This is a genomic window from Pseudonocardia sp., assembly GCF_025465255.1.
Classification (GTDB): Bacteria; Actinomycetota; Actinomycetes; order Mycobacteriales; family Pseudonocardiaceae; genus Pseudonocardia.
Genome location: NZ_JAODNI010000025.1, coordinates 14378 through 31130, shown reverse-complemented (window position 1 = coordinate 31130; position 16753 = coordinate 14378). Strand labels below are relative to the sequence as shown.

Annotated in this window: 18 protein-coding genes and 2 pseudogenes; 11 read left to right on the top strand and 9 right to left on the bottom strand. The window is 70.0% G+C overall.

Annotated features, from left to right (window positions below; translation table 11 throughout):
• Positions 1–67: 67 nt before the first annotated feature.
• On the top strand, positions 68–619 hold the full coding sequence (locus JWP64_RS02420) for a MaoC family dehydratase (RefSeq protein ID WP_297491757.1): 552 nt from the start codon (positions 68–70) through the stop codon (positions 617–619).
• A gap of 111 nt (positions 620–730) precedes the next feature.
• A complete protein-coding gene (locus JWP64_RS02415; RefSeq protein ID WP_297491755.1) occupies positions 731–1174 on the top strand; it encodes a CoA transferase in 444 nt (147 codons plus the stop codon).
• A 61-nt stretch (positions 1175–1235) separates the two neighbouring features.
• On the opposite strand, the gene JWP64_RS02410 is transcribed toward JWP64_RS02415, so the two are convergent.
• Positions 1236–1847, bottom strand: a complete 612-nt coding sequence (locus JWP64_RS02410; RefSeq protein ID WP_297491753.1) for a TetR/AcrR family transcriptional regulator — start codon at positions 1845–1847, stop codon at positions 1236–1238.
• Between the two features lie 202 nt (positions 1848–2049).
• Between JWP64_RS02410 and JWP64_RS02405 the strand changes: the two genes are divergently transcribed.
• Both JWP64_RS02405 and JWP64_RS02400 read left to right on the top strand, forming a co-directional pair.
• Positions 2050–2709 carry a peroxiredoxin-like family protein gene (locus tag JWP64_RS02405; protein WP_297491751.1) on the top strand — a complete coding sequence of 220 codons (660 nt, stop codon included), beginning with the start codon at positions 2050–2052 and terminating at the stop codon, positions 2707–2709.
• Positions 2710–2782: 73 nt separating this feature from the next.
• Positions 2783–2917 carry a hypothetical protein gene (locus JWP64_RS02400; RefSeq protein WP_297491749.1) on the top strand — a complete coding sequence of 45 codons (135 nt, stop codon included), beginning with the start codon at positions 2783–2785 and terminating at the stop codon, positions 2915–2917.
• Here the strand turns inward: JWP64_RS02400 and JWP64_RS02395 are convergent.
• Positions 2903–4057 (bottom strand): epoxide hydrolase family protein, encoded by a 1155-nt coding sequence (locus JWP64_RS02395; RefSeq protein ID WP_297491747.1) that lies wholly within the window; start codon positions 4055–4057, stop codon positions 2903–2905. The two genes, JWP64_RS02400 and JWP64_RS02395, sit on opposite strands and share 15 nt — an antisense overlap.
• Before the next feature lie 536 nt (positions 4058–4593).
• Between JWP64_RS02395 and JWP64_RS02390 the strand changes: the two genes are divergently transcribed.
• The 5 genes from JWP64_RS02390 to JWP64_RS02370 all read left to right on the top strand — a co-directional run bounded on the left by JWP64_RS02390 (position 4594) and on the right by JWP64_RS02370 (position 8734).
• The gene (locus JWP64_RS02390) at positions 4594–5451 is read left to right on the top strand and encodes a DMT family transporter (RefSeq protein WP_297491745.1); all 858 of its coding nucleotides are present in this window, start codon (positions 4594–4596) and stop codon (positions 5449–5451) included.
• A 414-nt stretch (positions 5452–5865) separates the two neighbouring features.
• Positions 5866–6147 carry a hypothetical protein gene (locus JWP64_RS02385; RefSeq protein ID WP_297491743.1) on the top strand — a complete coding sequence of 94 codons (282 nt, stop codon included), beginning with the start codon at positions 5866–5868 and terminating at the stop codon, positions 6145–6147.
• 643 nt (positions 6148–6790) lie between these two features.
• Positions 6791–7954, top strand: coding sequence for a sulfite oxidase (locus JWP64_RS02380; protein ID WP_297491741.1), 1164 nt, complete (start codon positions 6791–6793; stop codon positions 7952–7954).
• A 56-nt stretch (positions 7955–8010) separates the two neighbouring features.
• Positions 8011–8382: a DUF202 domain-containing protein gene (locus JWP64_RS02375; protein ID WP_297491739.1), complete on the top strand. Its 372-nt coding sequence runs from the start codon at positions 8011–8013 to the stop codon at positions 8380–8382.
• A 16-nt stretch (positions 8383–8398) separates the two neighbouring features.
• The gene (locus tag JWP64_RS02370; RefSeq protein ID WP_297491737.1) at positions 8399–8734 is read left to right on the top strand and encodes a DUF202 domain-containing protein; all 336 of its coding nucleotides are present in this window, start codon (positions 8399–8401) and stop codon (positions 8732–8734) included.
• On the opposite strand, the gene JWP64_RS02365 is transcribed toward JWP64_RS02370, so the two are convergent.
• A complete protein-coding gene (locus JWP64_RS02365; RefSeq protein WP_297491735.1) occupies positions 8724–9173 on the bottom strand; it encodes a hypothetical protein in 450 nt (149 codons plus the stop codon). The two genes, JWP64_RS02370 and JWP64_RS02365, sit on opposite strands and share 11 nt — an antisense overlap.
• Before the next feature lie 529 nt (positions 9174–9702).
• On the opposite strand from JWP64_RS02365, the pseudogene JWP64_RS02360 reads away from it, so the two are divergent.
• Positions 9703–12168 (top strand): annotated as a pseudogene (locus tag JWP64_RS02360) (molybdopterin-dependent oxidoreductase).
• Positions 12168–12656, top strand: a complete 489-nt coding sequence (locus JWP64_RS02355) for a hypothetical protein (RefSeq protein ID WP_297491733.1) — start codon at positions 12168–12170, stop codon at positions 12654–12656. Before JWP64_RS02360 ends, JWP64_RS02355 begins: the two are co-directional and overlap by 1 nt.
• Positions 12657–12853: 197 nt before the next feature.
• Here JWP64_RS02355 and JWP64_RS31345 read toward each other — a convergent pair.
• From JWP64_RS31345 to JWP64_RS02330, 6 genes and pseudogenes are all read right to left on the bottom strand, one after another.
• A pseudogene (locus tag JWP64_RS31345) lies at positions 12854–13069 on the bottom strand (YrhK family protein); the annotation flags it as partial.
• Positions 13070–13105: 36 nt separating this feature from the next.
• Positions 13106–13540: an STAS domain-containing protein gene (locus JWP64_RS02350; RefSeq protein WP_297491732.1), complete on the bottom strand. Its 435-nt coding sequence runs from the start codon at positions 13538–13540 to the stop codon at positions 13106–13108.
• Positions 13541–13684: 144 nt separating this feature from the next.
• On the bottom strand, positions 13685–13981 hold the full coding sequence (locus JWP64_RS02345) for a DUF3040 domain-containing protein (protein ID WP_297491730.1): 297 nt from the start codon (positions 13979–13981) through the stop codon (positions 13685–13687).
• A gap of 210 nt (positions 13982–14191) precedes the next feature.
• Positions 14192–14842: a MarR family transcriptional regulator gene (locus tag JWP64_RS02340; RefSeq protein WP_297491728.1), complete on the bottom strand. Its 651-nt coding sequence runs from the start codon at positions 14840–14842 to the stop codon at positions 14192–14194.
• A 33-nt stretch (positions 14843–14875) separates the two neighbouring features.
• The gene (locus tag JWP64_RS31340; protein WP_366889259.1) at positions 14876–15277 is read right to left on the bottom strand and encodes a CBS domain-containing protein; all 402 of its coding nucleotides are present in this window, start codon (positions 15275–15277) and stop codon (positions 14876–14878) included.
• A gap of 872 nt (positions 15278–16149) precedes the next feature.
• On the bottom strand, positions 16150–16536 hold the full coding sequence (locus JWP64_RS02330) for a hypothetical protein (protein ID WP_297491724.1): 387 nt from the start codon (positions 16534–16536) through the stop codon (positions 16150–16152).
• Between the last annotated feature and the right edge of the window lie 217 nt (positions 16537–16753).

Genomic DNA, 16753 nt, shown 5'->3' with positions numbered 1-16753 from the left:
CTCCTTCGGTCGTCCTTGACGCCGAAACATCAGAGCTTTAGCGTCTGTCTGCGAACTAGGAGGTCTCGTGACCACTCACCCGGCGACTCTCGGTCGATTCTTCGAGGGCTTCGTCGTCGGTGACGTCTACCAGCACCCGCTGGGAAGGACGATCACCGAGGCCGACAACACATGGCTGACGCTGCTGTCGATGAACACGAACCAGAACCACTTCAACGCCCACCTCGCCGGCCAGAACCCCCTCACGCAAGGACGGGTGATCGTCGACTCCGGCCTGACGATCGCGGTGGTGCTGGGCATCTCGGTGCTGGACATGAGCCAGAACGCGATCGCGAACCTCGAGATGACCGACGTCCGACTCACCCACCCGCTCTACGCCGGGGACACGCTGTACGCCGAGAGCGTCTGCACCGCGCTGCGCCCGTCCGCGTCGCGGCCCTACGCCGGCATCGTCTCGATGACCACGCGCGGCCTGAACCAGGACGGCGACGAGATCATCTCCTTCCGCCGTTCGGTCATGCTGGCCACGCGCGCGAGCGGGATCGGCCAGGGCTACTTCCCGGAAGCCAGGACGGGGCCGCTGGCGGGCGCCCCGGCAGCGCAGGAGGCCGACAGATGAAGCCGCTGCAGGACATCCGCGTCATCTCCCTCGAGCAGTACGGGCAGGCCCCTTCGGGAGCGTTCATCTCGCGGACCTCGGCGCCGAGATCATCGAGATCGAGGACCCCGGGTGGGCGGGGACATCGGTCGCTACGTGCCGCCGTACGCCCACGGCGAGGACTCGCTCTTCTTCGAGACGTTCAACCGCAACGAGCGCAGCCTCTCAACGGACCTCTCGACGCGCGCGGGGCGTGCGGTCTTCGAGGACCTGGTGCGTGCCAGCGACGCCATGTACTCCAACCTGCGCGGCGACGTGCCGGCGAAGATGCGGATCCGGTACGACGACCTCAAGCACCTCAACCCGGCGATCGTCTGCTGCAGCCTGACCGGCTTCGGGATGACCGGTCCCCGTGCCGCCGAACCGGGCTACGACTACATCCTGCAGGGGCTCGCCGGGTGGATGAGCCTCACCGGCGACCCCGACGGCCCGCCCACGAAGTCGGTCTCTCCCTGGGGCCCCCGCCGCCGCAATCGCCGTGCGGCACGACGAGGAATCCTGACCGGGCTCCGGTAGGTCCCACCGCCTCCGCGGTCGTGCCTTCTGACAGCCAGAAGGTTGCCTTTCGGGGCAACCGCTACTTTCGGACTTGGGGGACGGCCTTCCCGCGGCCGGTCGGGCGTGTCGGCGGTGCTACGACGGCGTGGTAGTTGATCCGTTCGATGATTGCGTCGAGGCCGGCCTCGAGCGCGGCGGTGTTGCGTTGCGATTGGGCGAGGAGCAGGCCGCCCTGCAGCGCGGCGAGCATGGCCAGGGAGAGTCGTTCGGGGTCGGCGTCGTCACGCAGCACACCCTGCTCGATCATGTGCTGCAGTCCGTCACGGATCGCGCTGGACCACTGCATGAAGCCCTCGGCCAGTGCCTGGCGTGCGTGCGGGTCGCGCTCCGACAGCTCGCTCGAGAGGCTGCCGAGCGGACAGCCGCCGACGCACTCGAGGTCTCGCTCGACCTGCACGACGACATCCCGCCAGTTCCGCAGCGCCTCGAAGCTGTCGAGCCGGCTCAGCAGAGCGGTCTGGTTGTCGAGGATGGTCTCGGTCTGCAGGGCGATGACGGCCCGGGTCAGGGCTTCCTTGTCAGTGAAGTAGTGATAGATCTGCGAGGAGCTCACCCCCGCCGCGTCCCGGACCGCGGGCGTGCTCGTGCCCGTCGCGCCGTGCCGGAACATGAGCTCGGCCGCCGCGCGCACGATCCTGTCGCGGGTCGCCTGCCCCCGGGTGGTGAGCGGCGCCGCAGCGCCGGGTGCCGGTCGTGTGGACACACAGCACAGCCTACGACACTTTTGGATTTGACTATCCAGTCGGCGCCGCGCAGATTGGATACAGCTATCCACTACTGAGCTGCGCGGGCCGCCTCGGGCCCCGCTGAACGTCCCGGACTGGAGACCCCTCATGACCGACACGACGATCGCCGCCAGGGTTGCGCTGGCACAGCCCCAGTTCGCAGAGCGCCTGCCCGCGGAGGTCGGCGCCGCGTTCGGCGCAGAGCTGAACCGGCTGGTGGCCGAGGGGGTCCCCGCCGCAGTGGCCACCCCCGGCACGGTCATGCCCGATGGTGATCTGCTCGACGCGTCAGGGCAGGCCACCACCCTCACCGCAGTGCGGGCGGGGCGCCCGGCCGTGGTCGTCTTCTACCGGGGCACGTGGTGCCCGTACTGCAACCTGACCCTGCGTGCCTACCAGGAGACCCTGGTCGACGAGCTCGACGCTCGGGCGGTGGCGCTGGTGGCGATCAGCCCGCAGAAGCCCGACGGGTCGCTGTCGATGACCCAGAAGCACGACCTGTCCTACGCCGTGCTGTCGGATCCGGGCAACCAGATCGCCGGCAGGCTCGGCATTGTGTTCACCCTCGGCGCGGGCGCCCGCCACGGCCAGGCCCGGATCGGGGTCGAGCTGACCGATCTCAACGCCGACGGAACGCCCGATCTGCCGTTGGCCACGACCGCGGTCGTCGACGCGCTCGGTGTGATCCGCTGGATCGACGTGCATCCCGACTACACCACCCGATCCGAGCCCGCCCAGATCCTGGCCGCGCTCGGCTACCTCCGCTGACGCCGAGCGTGCCCGCTCAAGGGCCGACGCAGGCCGTCACCAGATCACCGGTCCAACCTGAGGGAGTATGACCATGGAGTTCGACGACAAGACCGTTCTCGTCACCGGCGGCGTAATCGAGCCCGTTCGACGCCGAGGAGTGCAGCTGGCGGAGCTCGGCGCCGCGATCTGCGGCCACGTCGCTGACGCTGGTTCAGGCCTGAAGTGATCGTGCGGCCGGCAGTAGCGTCTCGCGGAGAGTGCGGGCCAGTAGCTCGGGGGCTGCGACAGCCGGGAAATGACCGCCGACGGGGTGCTCGGCCCAGGCCATGAGGGCGAAGTAGCGTTCAGCGAGCGACCGGGGCGGCTTGGGGAACGGGACCATTTCGCCGCCGAAGATCGTCACAGCTGTGGGTACAGGGGACGGATCGTCGACGGGCAGGAGATTGGGGCTGTGCTGGTGGGCCCAGTAGGGCAGCATCGACGAGGTGATTGTCCCGGTGACCCAGTACAGCGTCAGAGACGCGAGCATCAACTCGCGGTCGTAAGCGGGAGCGCCATCGGGGAGGGTGCTGCTCCAGGCCACGACCTTCTCCCCGATCCACGCCGCGAGCCCGGCCGGGCTGTCGTGCAGCGCCGCCCCGATCGTCGTGGGCTTGGTGGAGTGCTGGTGGGCGTAGCCGCCCTCCTCTGCCGTCCACGACTGTGAAGCGGAGGCGAAGGCGTCCTCGGCCGCGGAACGCGGACCTGGCGGCACGGCGAGTCCCGGGGTAGCCAAGTGGATGGCGGCAACGGCGTGCGGGTGGTCGCGGGCGAGCCATGCGGTGACCCCGGCACCGAGGTCGCTGCCGTGGGCGACGTACCGATCATGCCCGAGTCCTTCGGTCATCAGCCGGTGCCACAAGTGCGCCACCTCTCGGCGGCTCTGGTTTTCCGGTGGCGGCCCGCTGAACCCGAAGCCGGGCAGCGACGGGACCACGACGGTGAACGCGTCGGCGGGGTCACCGCCGTGCGCGGCCGGGTCGCAGAGCAGCGACAGGATGGGCAAGTATTCGAGGAACGAGCCGGGCCAGCCGTGGGTGAGTAGGAGCGGGATCGGATCCGGGCCGCGGCCGACCACATGAACAGCGTGCACAGACTGACCGTCGAACTCGGCGCGCAGGTGAACAAGCCCGTCGAGCTGATCCTGGAAGGCGGCGGTGTCGAATGCGGCCCAGTCCTGAACCAGGGTGCGCAGCCAGGCCGTCGGGACTCCCCGTTGCCAGCCGGGACCTAGATCCGGTAACAACCGCACGCGTTTCAGCCGCTCGCGCATCTCTTCCAGCACGTCCACGTCGAGGACCACTCTCTGCGGTTCTGCCTGCGTCATCAGTTTCCTTCCTTGTAGGTCGTCGCGTTGATCTTGCCGCAGTCCTGCCCGTCGAGAGCTGCCGTCTTGCGTGCGGGTCAGCCCCGCGACCAAGCCGTGGTCGTCGACGGGGCCATGGCCAGAATCGCAGCGAGCTTCCAGCAGGCAATGGCTGATCACGCCCTGTTCCGGCGACCAACCGACCGGGGTTTCCGCCGCGACCCGCGGCGTTCTCCACCGCCGCCTCGGTCACCAGCTCGGTGAAGCGTGCCCGCATCCACGCCTTCTCGGCCCGGATGGCCGCCACGGCGGGATGATCGCTGCCCCCGACTTCAGCGTAGGCGTTGCCGAAGGCGCACCCTCGATCCTGGCCGCTAGACCAGCGTGTGAGTGTGTCGAACACGGCGAGTACCCGGGTCGGGCCGGGCGGGAGCTGTTCGAGCTCCTGGACCAGGAACGCCTGCCAGCGACGGGCCCGGCGCACCACATGATCAGCCTCCAGATCCGAGCCTCCAACTCCACTGCGAGTATACCGACCGGTATGGTTATGTCGGAGTATGAGAGCGACTCGGACCGACGCCGTCGCCGCGACCGTGCTCGTCGTGTGCTGGTCCTCCGGCTTCGTCGGCGCCGTACTCGGGACCCGGTCTGCGCCGGTGGACACAGTGCTGGCGTGGCGAACCTTGGTGTCGGCACTGGTGCTAGGCGCCTGGGCGCTCGTGCGCGGCGAGCGGGTGGCGCCCAGGGCGCTGCTGCGTCAGGTCGTGCTGGGTCTGCTGGTGCAGGTGCTCTACCTCGGCGGAATCTTCGCAGCGGCCGGCGCCGGCGTGTCTGCGGGCACGTCGGCACTGGTCGCGGCGTTGCAGCCGCTGTTGGTGGCGGCGTTGGCCGGTCCGTTGCTTGCAGAGCGGACGACGCGGCGGCAACAGCTCGGGCCGCTGATCGGCGCCGGCGGCGTGGCCCTGGTTGTCGGCGGGGACCTCGGTGGCGGCATCGCGGCGGCGTGGGCCTACCTCTTGCCGGTCGGCGCCCTGGTAGCGCTGTCGGCCGGGACGGTGCTTGAGCGGCGGTGGCGCCCGACGGAGTCGCTGGTCAGCTCGTTGGCGGTGCAGAGCGCGGTGGCCGCCGGCGTGTTCTGCACCGCCGCGGCGGTCGGCGGTCGCCTCGCCCCGCCAGCCGGCGCCAGGTTCTGGGTGGCGATCGGATGGCTGGTGGTGCTGTCTACGTTCGGCGGCTACGGCAGCTACCTGTTCGTGGTGCGCCGCTCGGGAGGCACCCGCGCGAGCGCTCTGCTCTACCTCACCCCACGACTACGGCGTTGTGGTCTTGGCTGCTGTTGCGCCAGACCCCCGGCCCGTTCGCGGGACTCGGCATCGCCATCTGCGCGATCGGTGTCGCACTCGCCGGCCACATGATCCGTCTCGATTGGGCCGACCGGCGGCCGCGATCGGCCCCGGATGCGACGTCGCCCTTCGCGGAGAATCTCCTGGCCGGGGACCCGGGATTGTCCGTCCCTCATCCCGCAGGGCGGGGCGTCGGGACGGCGGCGGTGTCCCAGGGCTACGCGGCCAGGAGCGCGTCGACGGGCTCGAGGTACAGCAGCGCGGTGTAGCGGGCGAACTCGTCGGGTTCGAGGAGTTGGTGGTCTCGGGTCCGGGCTGCTGATAGCTGCCGCTGCTGGGGTCCCTGGTCGCGAGCAATTGGACGCTGAAGGCGCCTTCGCCCCGGCGGAGGATGAGCCAGTGGTGCATCAACTTGTAGAGGGCGAACGTGTGGCCGCGGTGTGTGCTGCGCTCGAGCCGTACCCGTGGCAGAGGTTCACGTCGGAGATGCTTGCCCGGCGGGTGCTGGGCGCGGTGGACCGGCACGGTGTCCTCGACCTCGTCGCCGGAATACCCGGCGCGCACCCCGGCGCGCTGGAGCAGGTGGAGCCGGTGGACCGCGACGACGAGCGGGTGGAGGTGCTGGTCGAGTTCCTGGCCTCGCACCGGTGGCGTGCGATCACGCTGGGTGCCCTGTGCCGTCAGCTGCTTGGTGTGCTGGACGCGTGGTGGTTGCGGCGCCGGTGGTCAGAGGTCGAGTTGGGCTGGCTGGGGGACGGCGACCGTTGACGGCCCGGCGGGAGCCGGCGGCGGTCGCCGTCCGTGCGGCTACTGCCGCGACATCGCCAGGCGCATCTCGCTGTCGTGGTCGAGGATGAGGTCACCGGACAGGTCGACGGTCACGGTGTGCAGGGTGCCGGTGAACCGGAACGGACGCTGCTACGGCAGTCCGATCGCGAAGGTGTAGCGGTCGCGGGTCTCGGCTCGGCCCCGAGGCGCTGAGGGGCGTCACCCACGTCAACGACCTCATCCGGTGCGGATGATGCCGGGCCACGGCGTAGCCGGTGTGTACTGGGTGCGTACCTCGCCCCGGGCCGTGATGCCCGCGGGCCAGTGCAGGCAGCAACACATGGTCGGAACGCATCGGTTAGCGGTGCTTGCGGGTCCGAACATCGCCGCTGAAGGTTGCTGCGAGCTCCTCGGCGTCCTAGGCGGGACCGGCTGTCGATGAGTACGTCGGCGATGTCCTGTCGCGCGCGGCATTTGCAGCCAACGGGTACGCAGAGGGTCCAGCTCACCAGGACCGCAGATGTGCGCTGGCCGTGACGACATGTGCCCGCCGCAAGACAACTCTGGCAGTCATTGACGTCGTCACACCCAAGTCGCACCCCAGAGGCCAAAGTTGCCCAGCGGGTGGGTAGGAGATGATTCGATGAGCGCCGAACCCTCGGCAGCAGCTCCCTCCGCAACCGGCCGCAAGGTCGTGAAAGCCACCCCCGCGGAGCTGATGGAGGACACCGGCACGGGCCTGGACTACGGGACTCGACCCGACCGGATGCCGGGCGATCTCACCCCGACCGATCGCTTCTACCTCCGCAGCCACGCGCCCACCCCGCGCCTGGACACGGCGACCTGGGCACTACACGTCGAGGGCAACGGGATACGCCACCCGGTCGTCTACACCTACGACGATCTGTGGCATCGCTTCCCGCTGGTTTCCGTGACGCGCACGATCGAGTGCGCGGGCAACCGCCGGGTGCTCTTCGGTGAGGAATTCGAGCACACCTTCGCGGGCACCCAATGGGGGCGCGGTGCGATCGGCACCGCCGAGTGGACGGGCGTCCGGCTACGCGACCTGCTCGAACCGGCCGGGATCACCCCCGGTGCGTGCGAGGTCATGCCCGAAGCCCTCGATGAGATCCGGGCCCGCCGGCCGCTGCCGCTGGCCAAGGCGTGCGCCGACGACACCCTGGTCGCGGTGGCCATGAACGGCGAGGTGCTGCCGGCTGATCACGGGTTCCCGGCTCGCCTGGTGGTGTCCGGGTGGCTCGGTGCGGCCAGCATCAAGTGGCTGGGCCGGATCGAGGTCTCCGAACATCCCCTCTATGTGCCCTGGAACACCGAGGACTACGTGCTGATCGGCCCGGACTTCCCCGCCGACGGGCCCGCCCGCGGCCCGGTGATCAATGAGCTCCCGGTGGCGAGCCTGGTGGAGCTGCCCTGGCCGGCGCAGCTTCGGCCGGAACCGCAGATGATCCGAGGACGCGCGTTCGCCGGCGAGAACCGGGTCGCGAGGGTCGAGTACCGCATCGACGACGGCCCCTGGCAGGACGCGCCGATCACCTCACCGCACACGCCGGGGGCGTGGGTGCGCTGGCAGTTCCGCTGCAATCCCGAACCCGGCGACCACACCCTGCGGGTGCGCGCCACCGACGACCAGGGCAACACCCAACCCGACTCCACGTCCTGGAACGAACTGGGCTACCTCCAACATTCGGTGCTGGCCCATCCCGTGCACGTCGAATCCCCGCCGCGGCGCGAACCGTCACACCAGGAGTGGGCGACTCGTTCCCGGCGGAGACGAACCATCGGATGAGGACACCACAACCACTCGATCGCCGCCGTCCAGCACGCTGGAGACTCTGGGAACTCATGTACCCGGCCGATCATGAAGGACAACACGATCCGGACGGCGACGAACTGCAGCCGGACTATCGCTTCACCCTCGCCAACGAACGGACCTTCCTCGCCTGGATCCGCACCGCGCTCGCGCTGATCGCGGGCGGTGTCGCCGTCGTCCAGCTCGTTCCGGAATTCGGAATTCCAGGAGGGCGGCACGCCCTCGGCGTGTTACTCACCGCCGGGGGTGGATTATTGGCGGCGCTGGCAGTCCGGCGCTGGCAACGGGTACAAGCTGCGATGCGCCGAGATGCCGACCTGCCACCGACCCGGCTTCCGGTACTGCTCGGCATCGCCCTCCTGGCCGTGGCGATCCTGGTGCTCGTCGTGCTCCTCGTCCCGTAGCCATCGGGGCCGTGACGTGTCTCGTGAACCCCAGGACAAGCCTGGACTGCAACCTGAACGAACCGCACTGTCGTGGGAACGCAGCACGATCGGGCTCCTGGCCATCGGCGCGGTCCTGCTGCTGCGGCAGACCGGGACACTCGCAGTCGGACGAACCCTCCTGGCCACCGCCGCGATGCTGCTGGCGTTACTCGTCCTGGGCCTCGGTCACCGGCGGCGATGGCGGACCAGCACAATCCATGTCGTCGCGGGAAAGAACATCGTGCCCGACGCCCGAACCGAGGTGCTCCTGATCGGCTGGGCCGTGGCCGGCTTCGCGACGGCCACTCTCGTCCTACTCCTCATGCTGTAGCGGCATCGGGCTCAGCTGTCGATCTACGAGGCGGCCGGGCTGCGGTGGTGGCCCGGCGGGGCGGGCTCCGCGCAGCTTGTGGGCCTTGGTCGTAGGTCAGCGGGTTGGGTCGGGTGCGGAGCAGTTCGCGGGTGTCGGGATCGAAGAACATCAGCGTGGCGTCCTCGATGCGGATGCTGACCCGGCGCCCGCCGAGGATCTCCGCGGCCAGGACGGCGTGGCCGCCCAGAGACACCAGCCCGATCCGGCTCACGGTCCGGTCGATCTCCAACGCGGTCCCGTCGGGGTCGGTGGGCGGCAACGGTGCAGGGCTGGCGGGACGTCCGCCGGCGGCGGCGAGCGCGGCCAGGTCATTGCTCGACAGGTGCGAGCGGACGCTCTTGATCCGGGCGCCGGAGATGCTGAGGTGGATGAGTTCGTGGTCGGCCCAGAACGTCACGGTGATCCCGGTCCGGACGGGGCCGAGCCAGGACTGCCTATCACCGCGAGGTTCCCCGAGGCCGGGACGACGCGTTCGAACTGCACCGGCCCGCCTCGATAGACCACCTCGGACTGGGCTGCATCAGCGTCCTCACGAATGGGATCGATCGGTTCGCCGGGCTGGGGGGCCTGGGCGGGGGCGACCGGGTCGGGCGCCGGGGCGGTGGGCTCGAGGATGGCCGGGACGCGCACACTCGCTGCGCACCAAGAACGCGCCCTGGCCCGCCGTCAAACCCCTGCGCAGCCACGCCTCCAGTCGGCCGCAGGCCTTCGCGCGACCGAAGATCACCAACCTGAGCGTGGTGAGCTGATCTACCGGTGCGCGAAGAGCATTCTCAACGTGTGCGTAGTCGCAACGATTGCGACGAGAAGCGAGCGGGTAGTTCATCTGGAGTAGCACCGCACGGCGCTCGCTCTTCCGCCCGAAGCCCGGCTGGGATGAGAGGCAGCCACCAGGTGATCGAGGGGATGAGCAGAGGAGAGCTGGTATGGGCAGCCGTGACGCGATCGGTGATCCGTGGGGGAGCCGGTCCCCGTTCGCCCGGAGAGGGCCGTGGCCGACCCGGGTCGACATCCATCTCGCCGAGGGTGTGACGGAGGCCGATGTCGAGCGGTGGGTGCCGACCGCATCGTTGCTGCACTCCAACGGTGACGCGATGGACATCGCGGTGGCCGGCGGTCGGATCGTGGGGGTGCGGGGTCGGGCGGAGGACCGGGTCAACCGCGGCCGGCTGGGCCCGAAGGACCTGTTCGGGTGGCAGGCCAACGCCTCGGCGGACCGGTTGACCCGGCCGCTGGTGCGGCGGAAGGGGCGGTTGGTGGAGACCGACTGGGACACGGCGATGTCGCGGGTCGTCGCCGAATCGAAGCGACTGCTCGGGGAGTGGGGGCCGTCGTCGATCGGCTTCTAAACCTCGGGGCAGCTGTTCGCGGAGGAGTACTACACGCTTGCCGCGATCGGGCACGGCGCGATCGGCACGAACCACATGGACGGCAACACCAGGCTGTGCACCGCGACCGCCGCGGCGGCGTTGAAGGAGACGTTCGGCTGCGACGGGCAGCCAGGTTCCTATACCGATGTCGACGACGCCGATGTGATCGCGCTGTTCGGGCACAACGTCGCGGAGACCCAGCCGGTCCTGTGGATGCGGATCCTGGATCGGCTCGCGGGCCAGGACCCGCCGCGGCTGGTGTGCGTCGACCCGCGTGACACCGAGGTCGCCCGGGCCGCCCGGGCCGGTGGCGGGGTGCACCTGGCCCCGCTGCCCGGCACGAACCTGGCACTCATGAACGGGTTGCTGCACGAGATCATCGCCAATGGCTGGGTCGACCGCGACTACGTCGGCGCGCACACGGTCGGGTTCGCCGAGCTCGAGCAGCGGGTCGTCGACTACCCGCCGGAGAAGGTCGCGCGGATCTGCCGGATCACCCCGCAGGAGATCCGGGCGGCGGCACGGGTGCTGGGGCACGCCGAACGGCTGCTGTCGACCGTGCTGCAGGGCTTCTACCAGTCACATCAGGCCTCGGCGGCCGCGGTGCAGGTCAACAACCTCAACCTTGTGCGCGGCATGCTCGGCAGACCCGGGTGCGGGATCCTGCAGATGAACGGGCAACCGACCGCGGAGAACACCCGCGAGTGCGGCGCCGACGGGGACATGTCCGGCTTTCGGAACTGGAGCAACGACGCCCACGTCGCCGACCTGGCCGGACACTGGAACCTCGACCCGCTCCAGATTCCGCACATGAGCCCACCGACCCACGCCATGCAGATGATGCGCTACGTGGAGAACGGCTCGATCGGGATGCTGTGGGTCAGCGCCACCAACCCGGCCGTGTCGATGCCCGAGCTGGCCCGTATCCGCAAGATCCTGTCCCGGGACGGGCTGTTCCTGGTGGTCCAGGACATCTTCCGGTCCGAGACCGCCGAGCTCGCCGACGTCGTCCTGCCCGCTGCGACGTGGGGGGAGAAGACCGGCTGTTTCACCAACGCCGACCGCACGGTGCACCTGTCGGACAAGGCCGTCGACCCTCCGGGCGGAGCCCGTCCGGATCTCGACATCTTCCTGGACTTCGCACGCCGCATGGGCTTCCGGGACAAGGACGGTGCGCCGTTCCCGCAGTGGCACGACGCGGAGTCCGCCTTCGACGCCTGGGCGGCGTCCACCGCCGGCCGCCCGTGCGACTACACCGGGCTGAGCCACGCGAAGCTGCGGGCCACCCCGTCGGGCGTCCAGTGGCCGTGCAACGTCGAGCACCCGGACGGTACCGAACGCCTCTACACCGACGGGCGGTTCTTCAGCGCGCCGGACTACTGCGAGAGCTGCGGGCGGGACCTGGTCACCGGCGCCCCGCTCGACGCCACCCGGTACCGGGTGCTCAACCCCGACGCGAAGGCGATACTGAAGGCGGCCGAGTACCTGCCGCCGCACGAACCGCCCACCGCCGAGCACCCGATGGTGCTGATCACCGGTCGGACCCTCTACCACTTCCACACCCGCACCAAGACCGGCCGCGTCCCGGAGCTGCAGAAGGCCGCGCCCGAGGTCTGGGTGGAGTGCTCAGCCGGTGACGCGCGCCGACTCGGCCTCGCCGAAGGCGACGTCGTCGAAGTCGCCACCCCGCGCGGCGCGCTCCGGGCGCGAGTGCGGGTCAGCGGCATCCGCGAGGGAGTGGTGTTCCTGCCCTTCCACTACGGCTACTGGGACACCAGCATGAGCACAGGAACGGGCGCGTCGCGGGCGGCCAACGAGCTGACCATCACCGACTGGGATCCGGTGTCGAAGCAGCCGCTGTTCAAAACCGCCGCCGCCCGGCTGACCCGGATCGGCTCCGGCCAGGGACCTGCGCCGGCGCCCACCGTGGGTGCCTCGCGTCCGGTCGGCGACGGTGTCGCCGCCACCCGGGGAGGACGTGGAGCGCGGGTGCAGGAGCTCACCGGGGCGGGGGAGGCGTGATGAGCAAGCTGCCGTTGGTGCTGCGTGAGCTGCACCGCTCGGAGACCTCGCTCGGCCGGACCCTGCTCGCAGTGGCGGACCGCCATCACGTCGAGCACGAGGTCTTCCACCTCGCCCGCGACCTCGCCCGCCGGCCGCGTGAGCACGTCCGCCGCCTCGCCGACGTCGGCCACGACCACGGGCTCACGCTCGACCCGGAGCCGCGCTGGACCGTCCCGGACCGGGTCGCTGCCGTGCTGCGGCGCGGTGGTGACGCGCTCGGGCGCCGCCCCGAGCCGGGTCTGTTGCTGCTCGCGGATCTGCGGCGCCTGCATCGCAAGGCAGCGGGGGTGTCATTGGACTGGGAACTGCTCGCTCAGGCCGCGCAGGGAATGAAACAACCGCGGCTGCTCGAGCTGGCCCGGTCCTGCCACCCGGAGACGTTGCGCATCATGCAGTGGAGCAACGCCCACCTCAAGGTGATGTCACCGCAGATCATCGCGTCCTGAGGTGCCGGCGGGGGCCCGCTCCCGGTCAAATGCCGGGCGTCACCTTCCGCCGGAGGGTTTAGGTCCTGGCAATGCGCTGACCGGCTGCCGAGGGCGGCTCGTCCGCTCGGCGTCTCAGCTGGTCCGGGGCGTCGCCCATTGCCCATGGGGCTCGGTGAGGGGGATGCGGGGCGGGCGAGACGGACTTCCCGAATCACCGCGACGCTGGGGCGGACGGCGAAGAGGATCGAGCCGATCAGGAACAGCCAGTCGGCCTGCAGGGTCAGGTCCTCGGAGAAGAAGCAGACGCTGCCGATCACGAACGCCACGGCCGCGGCGAACTCGACGAGGGTGTAGACGCGCTGGTAGCGGCTGTAGACCTGGCTGTGGCGGGGGCTCGCCGTGGGGCTGCGGGTCGAAAACTCGACCGCGATCCCTCGACGAACGGGCCGTGGCCGTGTGCGTGGTCGTCACCGGGTTCCCCCGCGCGCCGCCGTCAGCGAAGGAGCCGGAAGGGCGTGGAGCACGCTGGGACGGGTGTCGAACAGCGGCAGGACCCCGCTGCAGCGCAGCGGCACGTGCACTCCGTGGTGCCCGGTGCCGACCAGCACCAGGGTGATGTCGCGATGCCGGCACAGTCGCCACAGGTGCAGCAGCATCCGGATCCCTGCCGCGGCCAGCGCATCGGCATCGGTCAGATCGAGGATGAGCCGGCAGGTCGGGGTGCGGGCGAGCTCCGCTTCCACCTGCGCTTGGACGAGCTCGCAGGTGAGATGGTCCAGATCGACGTGCAGGTGCACCACCAGCACCCCGGTCGAGGGCCGCTCCCTGGTCGTGGCGGGCCGGGCGGGCCCAGGTGCCCCGCCGGTGAGCCGGTCAGGTGTCGGGCGAGGTTCAGGAACCATGATTCATCCTCGGGTTGCTGTCGTGCGGCTGCCGCTCCGGGACGGGCACCTGTGTCCGTGCCCGTCCCGGCGGCCGCCCGGGGAAGGGACTCCGGGTGGTCTGATGGCGCGAGCCGCACCGACTGCGCCCCGAGCCGAGGCCCGTTACGGCGGCTGGTGTTCGGGTCCGAGCCTGCGGCTCAGCGCGGGCGTCAGACCGAGGATGGCCACTGCTGTCGCGGCGCAGATCAGTGCGCCGGCGGCGCTGCCCCCGATCACGCAACTCGCCATCGTGATCAGCGCCCCGACAACGAGGACGACCTCCCACCGGTGCATGCGGCGTTGCCGAGGCGAGCGTTGTCGGGGCAGAGGTTGCCGTGTGAAGGTGGCGGCGAGGCACGCATCGTCGTCGAGGTGTCGCTCGATCTCGGCCAACTCGCGGCGTTCGCGGTCGCTCAGCATCGGGCCCTCCTCCCGGCCGGTGACACGCCCTCACAGCGCGTCTACGGGATACCTCCACCAGCATTGCGTAAACGCAATTATTGCGGCCAGCTTTACTGCGCCGTGTTCGCAACGTCGTCCTGCCGGGCGCGGAGGGGCACGGTCGTCCACATCGTGGCCGCGAGACGTCAGCGCCTCAGAGTTTGTGGGGCTTGGTCGGTTCCGGAAGCGTCAGGCGCGGGCCCTGCCCTGAGCGAGCGAAGAGTTGCTGTCGTCAACGCGAACTCGTGCGGGCCCAGAGGGCTTCTGCCCTGGATCGCGGTCCTCCTCGGGGGCGCTGCCTGCCGTGTCGCCCGGTGCGTGGGGTAGGTGGGAGGCGCGTATCGGGTTTTCCGTGGTCCACCCCAGGCTCCAGGCGTTGGCCTCGGATAGCTCGCCGGCGGCGTTGGCGAAGGCGGTCAGGGCCGACACCAGGCTCTGCCGGCGGCGGGCCGGCATGCTGTTGAGCACTTCCGAGATCGCGGCGCGCCGTGACGCGTTGACCTCGTGGACCAGGCGTGTGCCGTCCTCGGTGAGTGTGAGCAGCAGGTTGCGCCGGTCGGCTGGATCGTCGCTGCGGTTGAGCAATCCGGCTATGACGAGGCGGTCGCAGGCGCGGCTGGCATTGGACGGGTGCACGCCGAGGCTCTCGGCGATACTGCTCAGATTGAGCGGGCCCCGGCTGGCGAGCATGACCATCACCCGCAGCTGCGGCAGGGTGACCCGATCCTCGATCGCGGCGAAGGATCGCGCGGTCACCCCGACGAGGACCCGGGCGGCGAGCATGACGGCGTCGACCTGTTCACGGGACGGCGCGTCGTGACCGTCGGCGGAGCTGGCCATGTCCGCAGTCTCTCGCATCTGCTCCACCTTCGGTCATTCCCCGCCACACCGCGTACGTCCCGTCCAATTGCGTTCGGCGCTCACTCGCCCGTCGATCAACGAGTGGGACCTCGCGGGCCTCGGGTGTCGGCGAGGCGGCGTCCTACCCGCCCTGTCGTCGGCCGGTCCTTGCCCCGTGCGCGTCCGGTGTCCCCGTCCACGCCTCCTACCAGCGGCATCGTGGCATTGTCCGGCGGGGGTCCAGTGTCGTGGTTCGCGTGGGCGTTCGCGGTGGTGTACCTCGGCGAGGTCGCGCAATCGGCCGTCGAGCAGGTGGTCGACGGTGATCAGACCGACGAGTCGGCCCGGGTTCGCGCGGGCGATCACCGGTGCGGCGGTGATCGCGTGCCGCGCGAAGTGTGAGGCAACCGATCGCAGGGTGTCGTCGGCGTGCACCACCAGTGGAATCGTTGATCATCAGGTCGACTGCCGCGCCGACCGCGCCACCACGTGCGACAAGTGCCTGCCGGGTGACCACGCCGACCAGCCGGCCGTCGTCGACGACCGGGTAGAGACGCCGGGTCGACCACCAGCCCGACCAGCGAGATCAGCGCGATGATCGCAGGGAACAAGGCGAGGAACGCGAAGAAGGCGACGCCGCCCGCCAGTAGCGGCACGTTTGTGCGCCTTGGCCTCGCGCCACGCCCGCCGCACCACCTGTCGCCACCCCTCAGCCGGGATCTGCGTCGGGCGCGCTCTGCCTGGCCACCGGGGATGCGCGACGGGCCAGGGCGGTCATCGCTCATACGCGCGCGTTCCCGGTTCGCTTCAGGGGTGCGAGGCGCACAGCGTCTGACTTGCGGCCACGGGAAGACCACGGCGTCGAGCACGTCGTCGGATCTGGTAGAGGCTGCAGTGACCGCGGACGACCGGCTTTGCAAGACGGGGTTAAGGGTTCAATTCCCCTCGTCTCCACCACAGCTTGATCAGCCAGAACGTGGCGATCAGGCTTGCCGTTCACGAGGCCGACGAGCTGCTCCTCCCCGCGTCCGTTTCTCCTCGGCACCTGTCCCTAGCAGGTCCCGGGGAGCGTCCGCTCGTCTGTGAACGCGGCGATCGGTCCGCGACCGGGAACACATTCGGCTCCTCGGGGCCGAGCTGCCCACCGACGCCGAGCACATCGCCATCGCAACATGGACCGGGCTCGCGGCTGCGCGAGGGCGCCGCGGCCGAGGTGCGCCAGCTTGCCGCGTCCTGACGAGATACCAGTGCCGCGGGGCGCACCGACGCCCCGCGGCACTGTGGCGCACGCCGGGGCGCGCCCCGGCTCAGCCGTCCTTGCGCGCGGCGCTGCTACGGGACGCTCGTGACGATTCCTGGGTCGTCGCCTCCCTAGGCGCCTCCGCCGCGTCATTCGTTGCCTCCTGGGCGGCTTCGATCGTGCGCGTCGCGGCGCGGCTCACGGCGTCAACCACCGGAGTGCCGATGGTGAGCAGGGCCTTGGCGAACTCGCGCTGCACATTGAGCGCCTCATCGGCGACGTCGAACCAGGTGTCGATGAGCCGGTCCGGGCTCGGAACGTCGCCCTCTCGGCCCGCCCCCAACCCCAGAACGCTCTGCGCGGTCTGCCCCCAGCCTCGGATCGCGGTCGAAATCGCTTCCTGGCCGGTTCGGGCGGCGCGGGTGATGTGCTCCTGGGTCGTCGTAGCGGTCATGGATGACTCCCAACTTCCTGACCTTGTGATGTCACGGGCGGATCTCTGTCGCTCCCGGATCGAGGCCGGCTCAGCTCCGACAGCGCGGCCCGTCTGACTCGCCGCATCGGGCGGCCAGCCCACGGATCGTGGCCAACGTCCACCCGCACCGACCGTACGGGGCGCCCGGCCCGGCACAAGGGCCGGCGAGACCACGTCACGAGAACGCACTACGCTG

Coding starts and splice junctions, on each gene's coding strand:
- JWP64_RS02340 (WP_297491728.1), bottom strand. CDS start 14,842: ATGGCCAGCTCCGCCGACGGTCACGACGCGCCGTCCCGTGAACAGGTC.
- JWP64_RS02355 (WP_297491733.1), top strand. CDS start 12,168: ATGAGCAAGCTGCCGTTGGTGCTGCGTGAGCTGCACCGCTCGGAGACC.
- JWP64_RS02380 (WP_297491741.1), top strand. CDS start 6,791: ATGAGCGCCGAACCCTCGGCAGCAGCTCCCTCCGCAACCGGCCGCAAG.
- JWP64_RS02400 (WP_297491749.1), top strand. CDS start 2,783: ATGGAGTTCGACGACAAGACCGTTCTCGTCACCGGCGGCGTAATCGAG.
- JWP64_RS02390 (WP_297491745.1), top strand. CDS start 4,594: ATGAGAGCGACTCGGACCGACGCCGTCGCCGCGACCGTGCTCGTCGTG.
- JWP64_RS02330 (WP_297491724.1), bottom strand. CDS start 16,536: ATGACCGCTACGACGACCCAGGAGCACATCACCCGCGCCGCCCGAACC.
- JWP64_RS02350 (WP_297491732.1), bottom strand. CDS start 13,540: ATGGTTCCTGAACCTCGCCCGACACCTGACCGGCTCACCGGCGGGGCA.
- JWP64_RS02405 (WP_297491751.1), top strand. CDS start 2,050: ATGACCGACACGACGATCGCCGCCAGGGTTGCGCTGGCACAGCCCCAG.
- JWP64_RS02395 (WP_297491747.1), bottom strand. CDS start 4,057: ATGACGCAGGCAGAACCGCAGAGAGTGGTCCTCGACGTGGACGTGCTG.
- JWP64_RS02345 (WP_297491730.1), bottom strand. CDS start 13,981: ATGCTGAGCGACCGCGAACGCCGCGAGTTGGCCGAGATCGAGCGACAC.
- JWP64_RS02385 (WP_297491743.1), top strand. CDS start 5,866: ATGCTTGCCCGGCGGGTGCTGGGCGCGGTGGACCGGCACGGTGTCCTC.
- JWP64_RS02375 (WP_297491739.1), top strand. CDS start 8,011: ATGTACCCGGCCGATCATGAAGGACAACACGATCCGGACGGCGACGAA.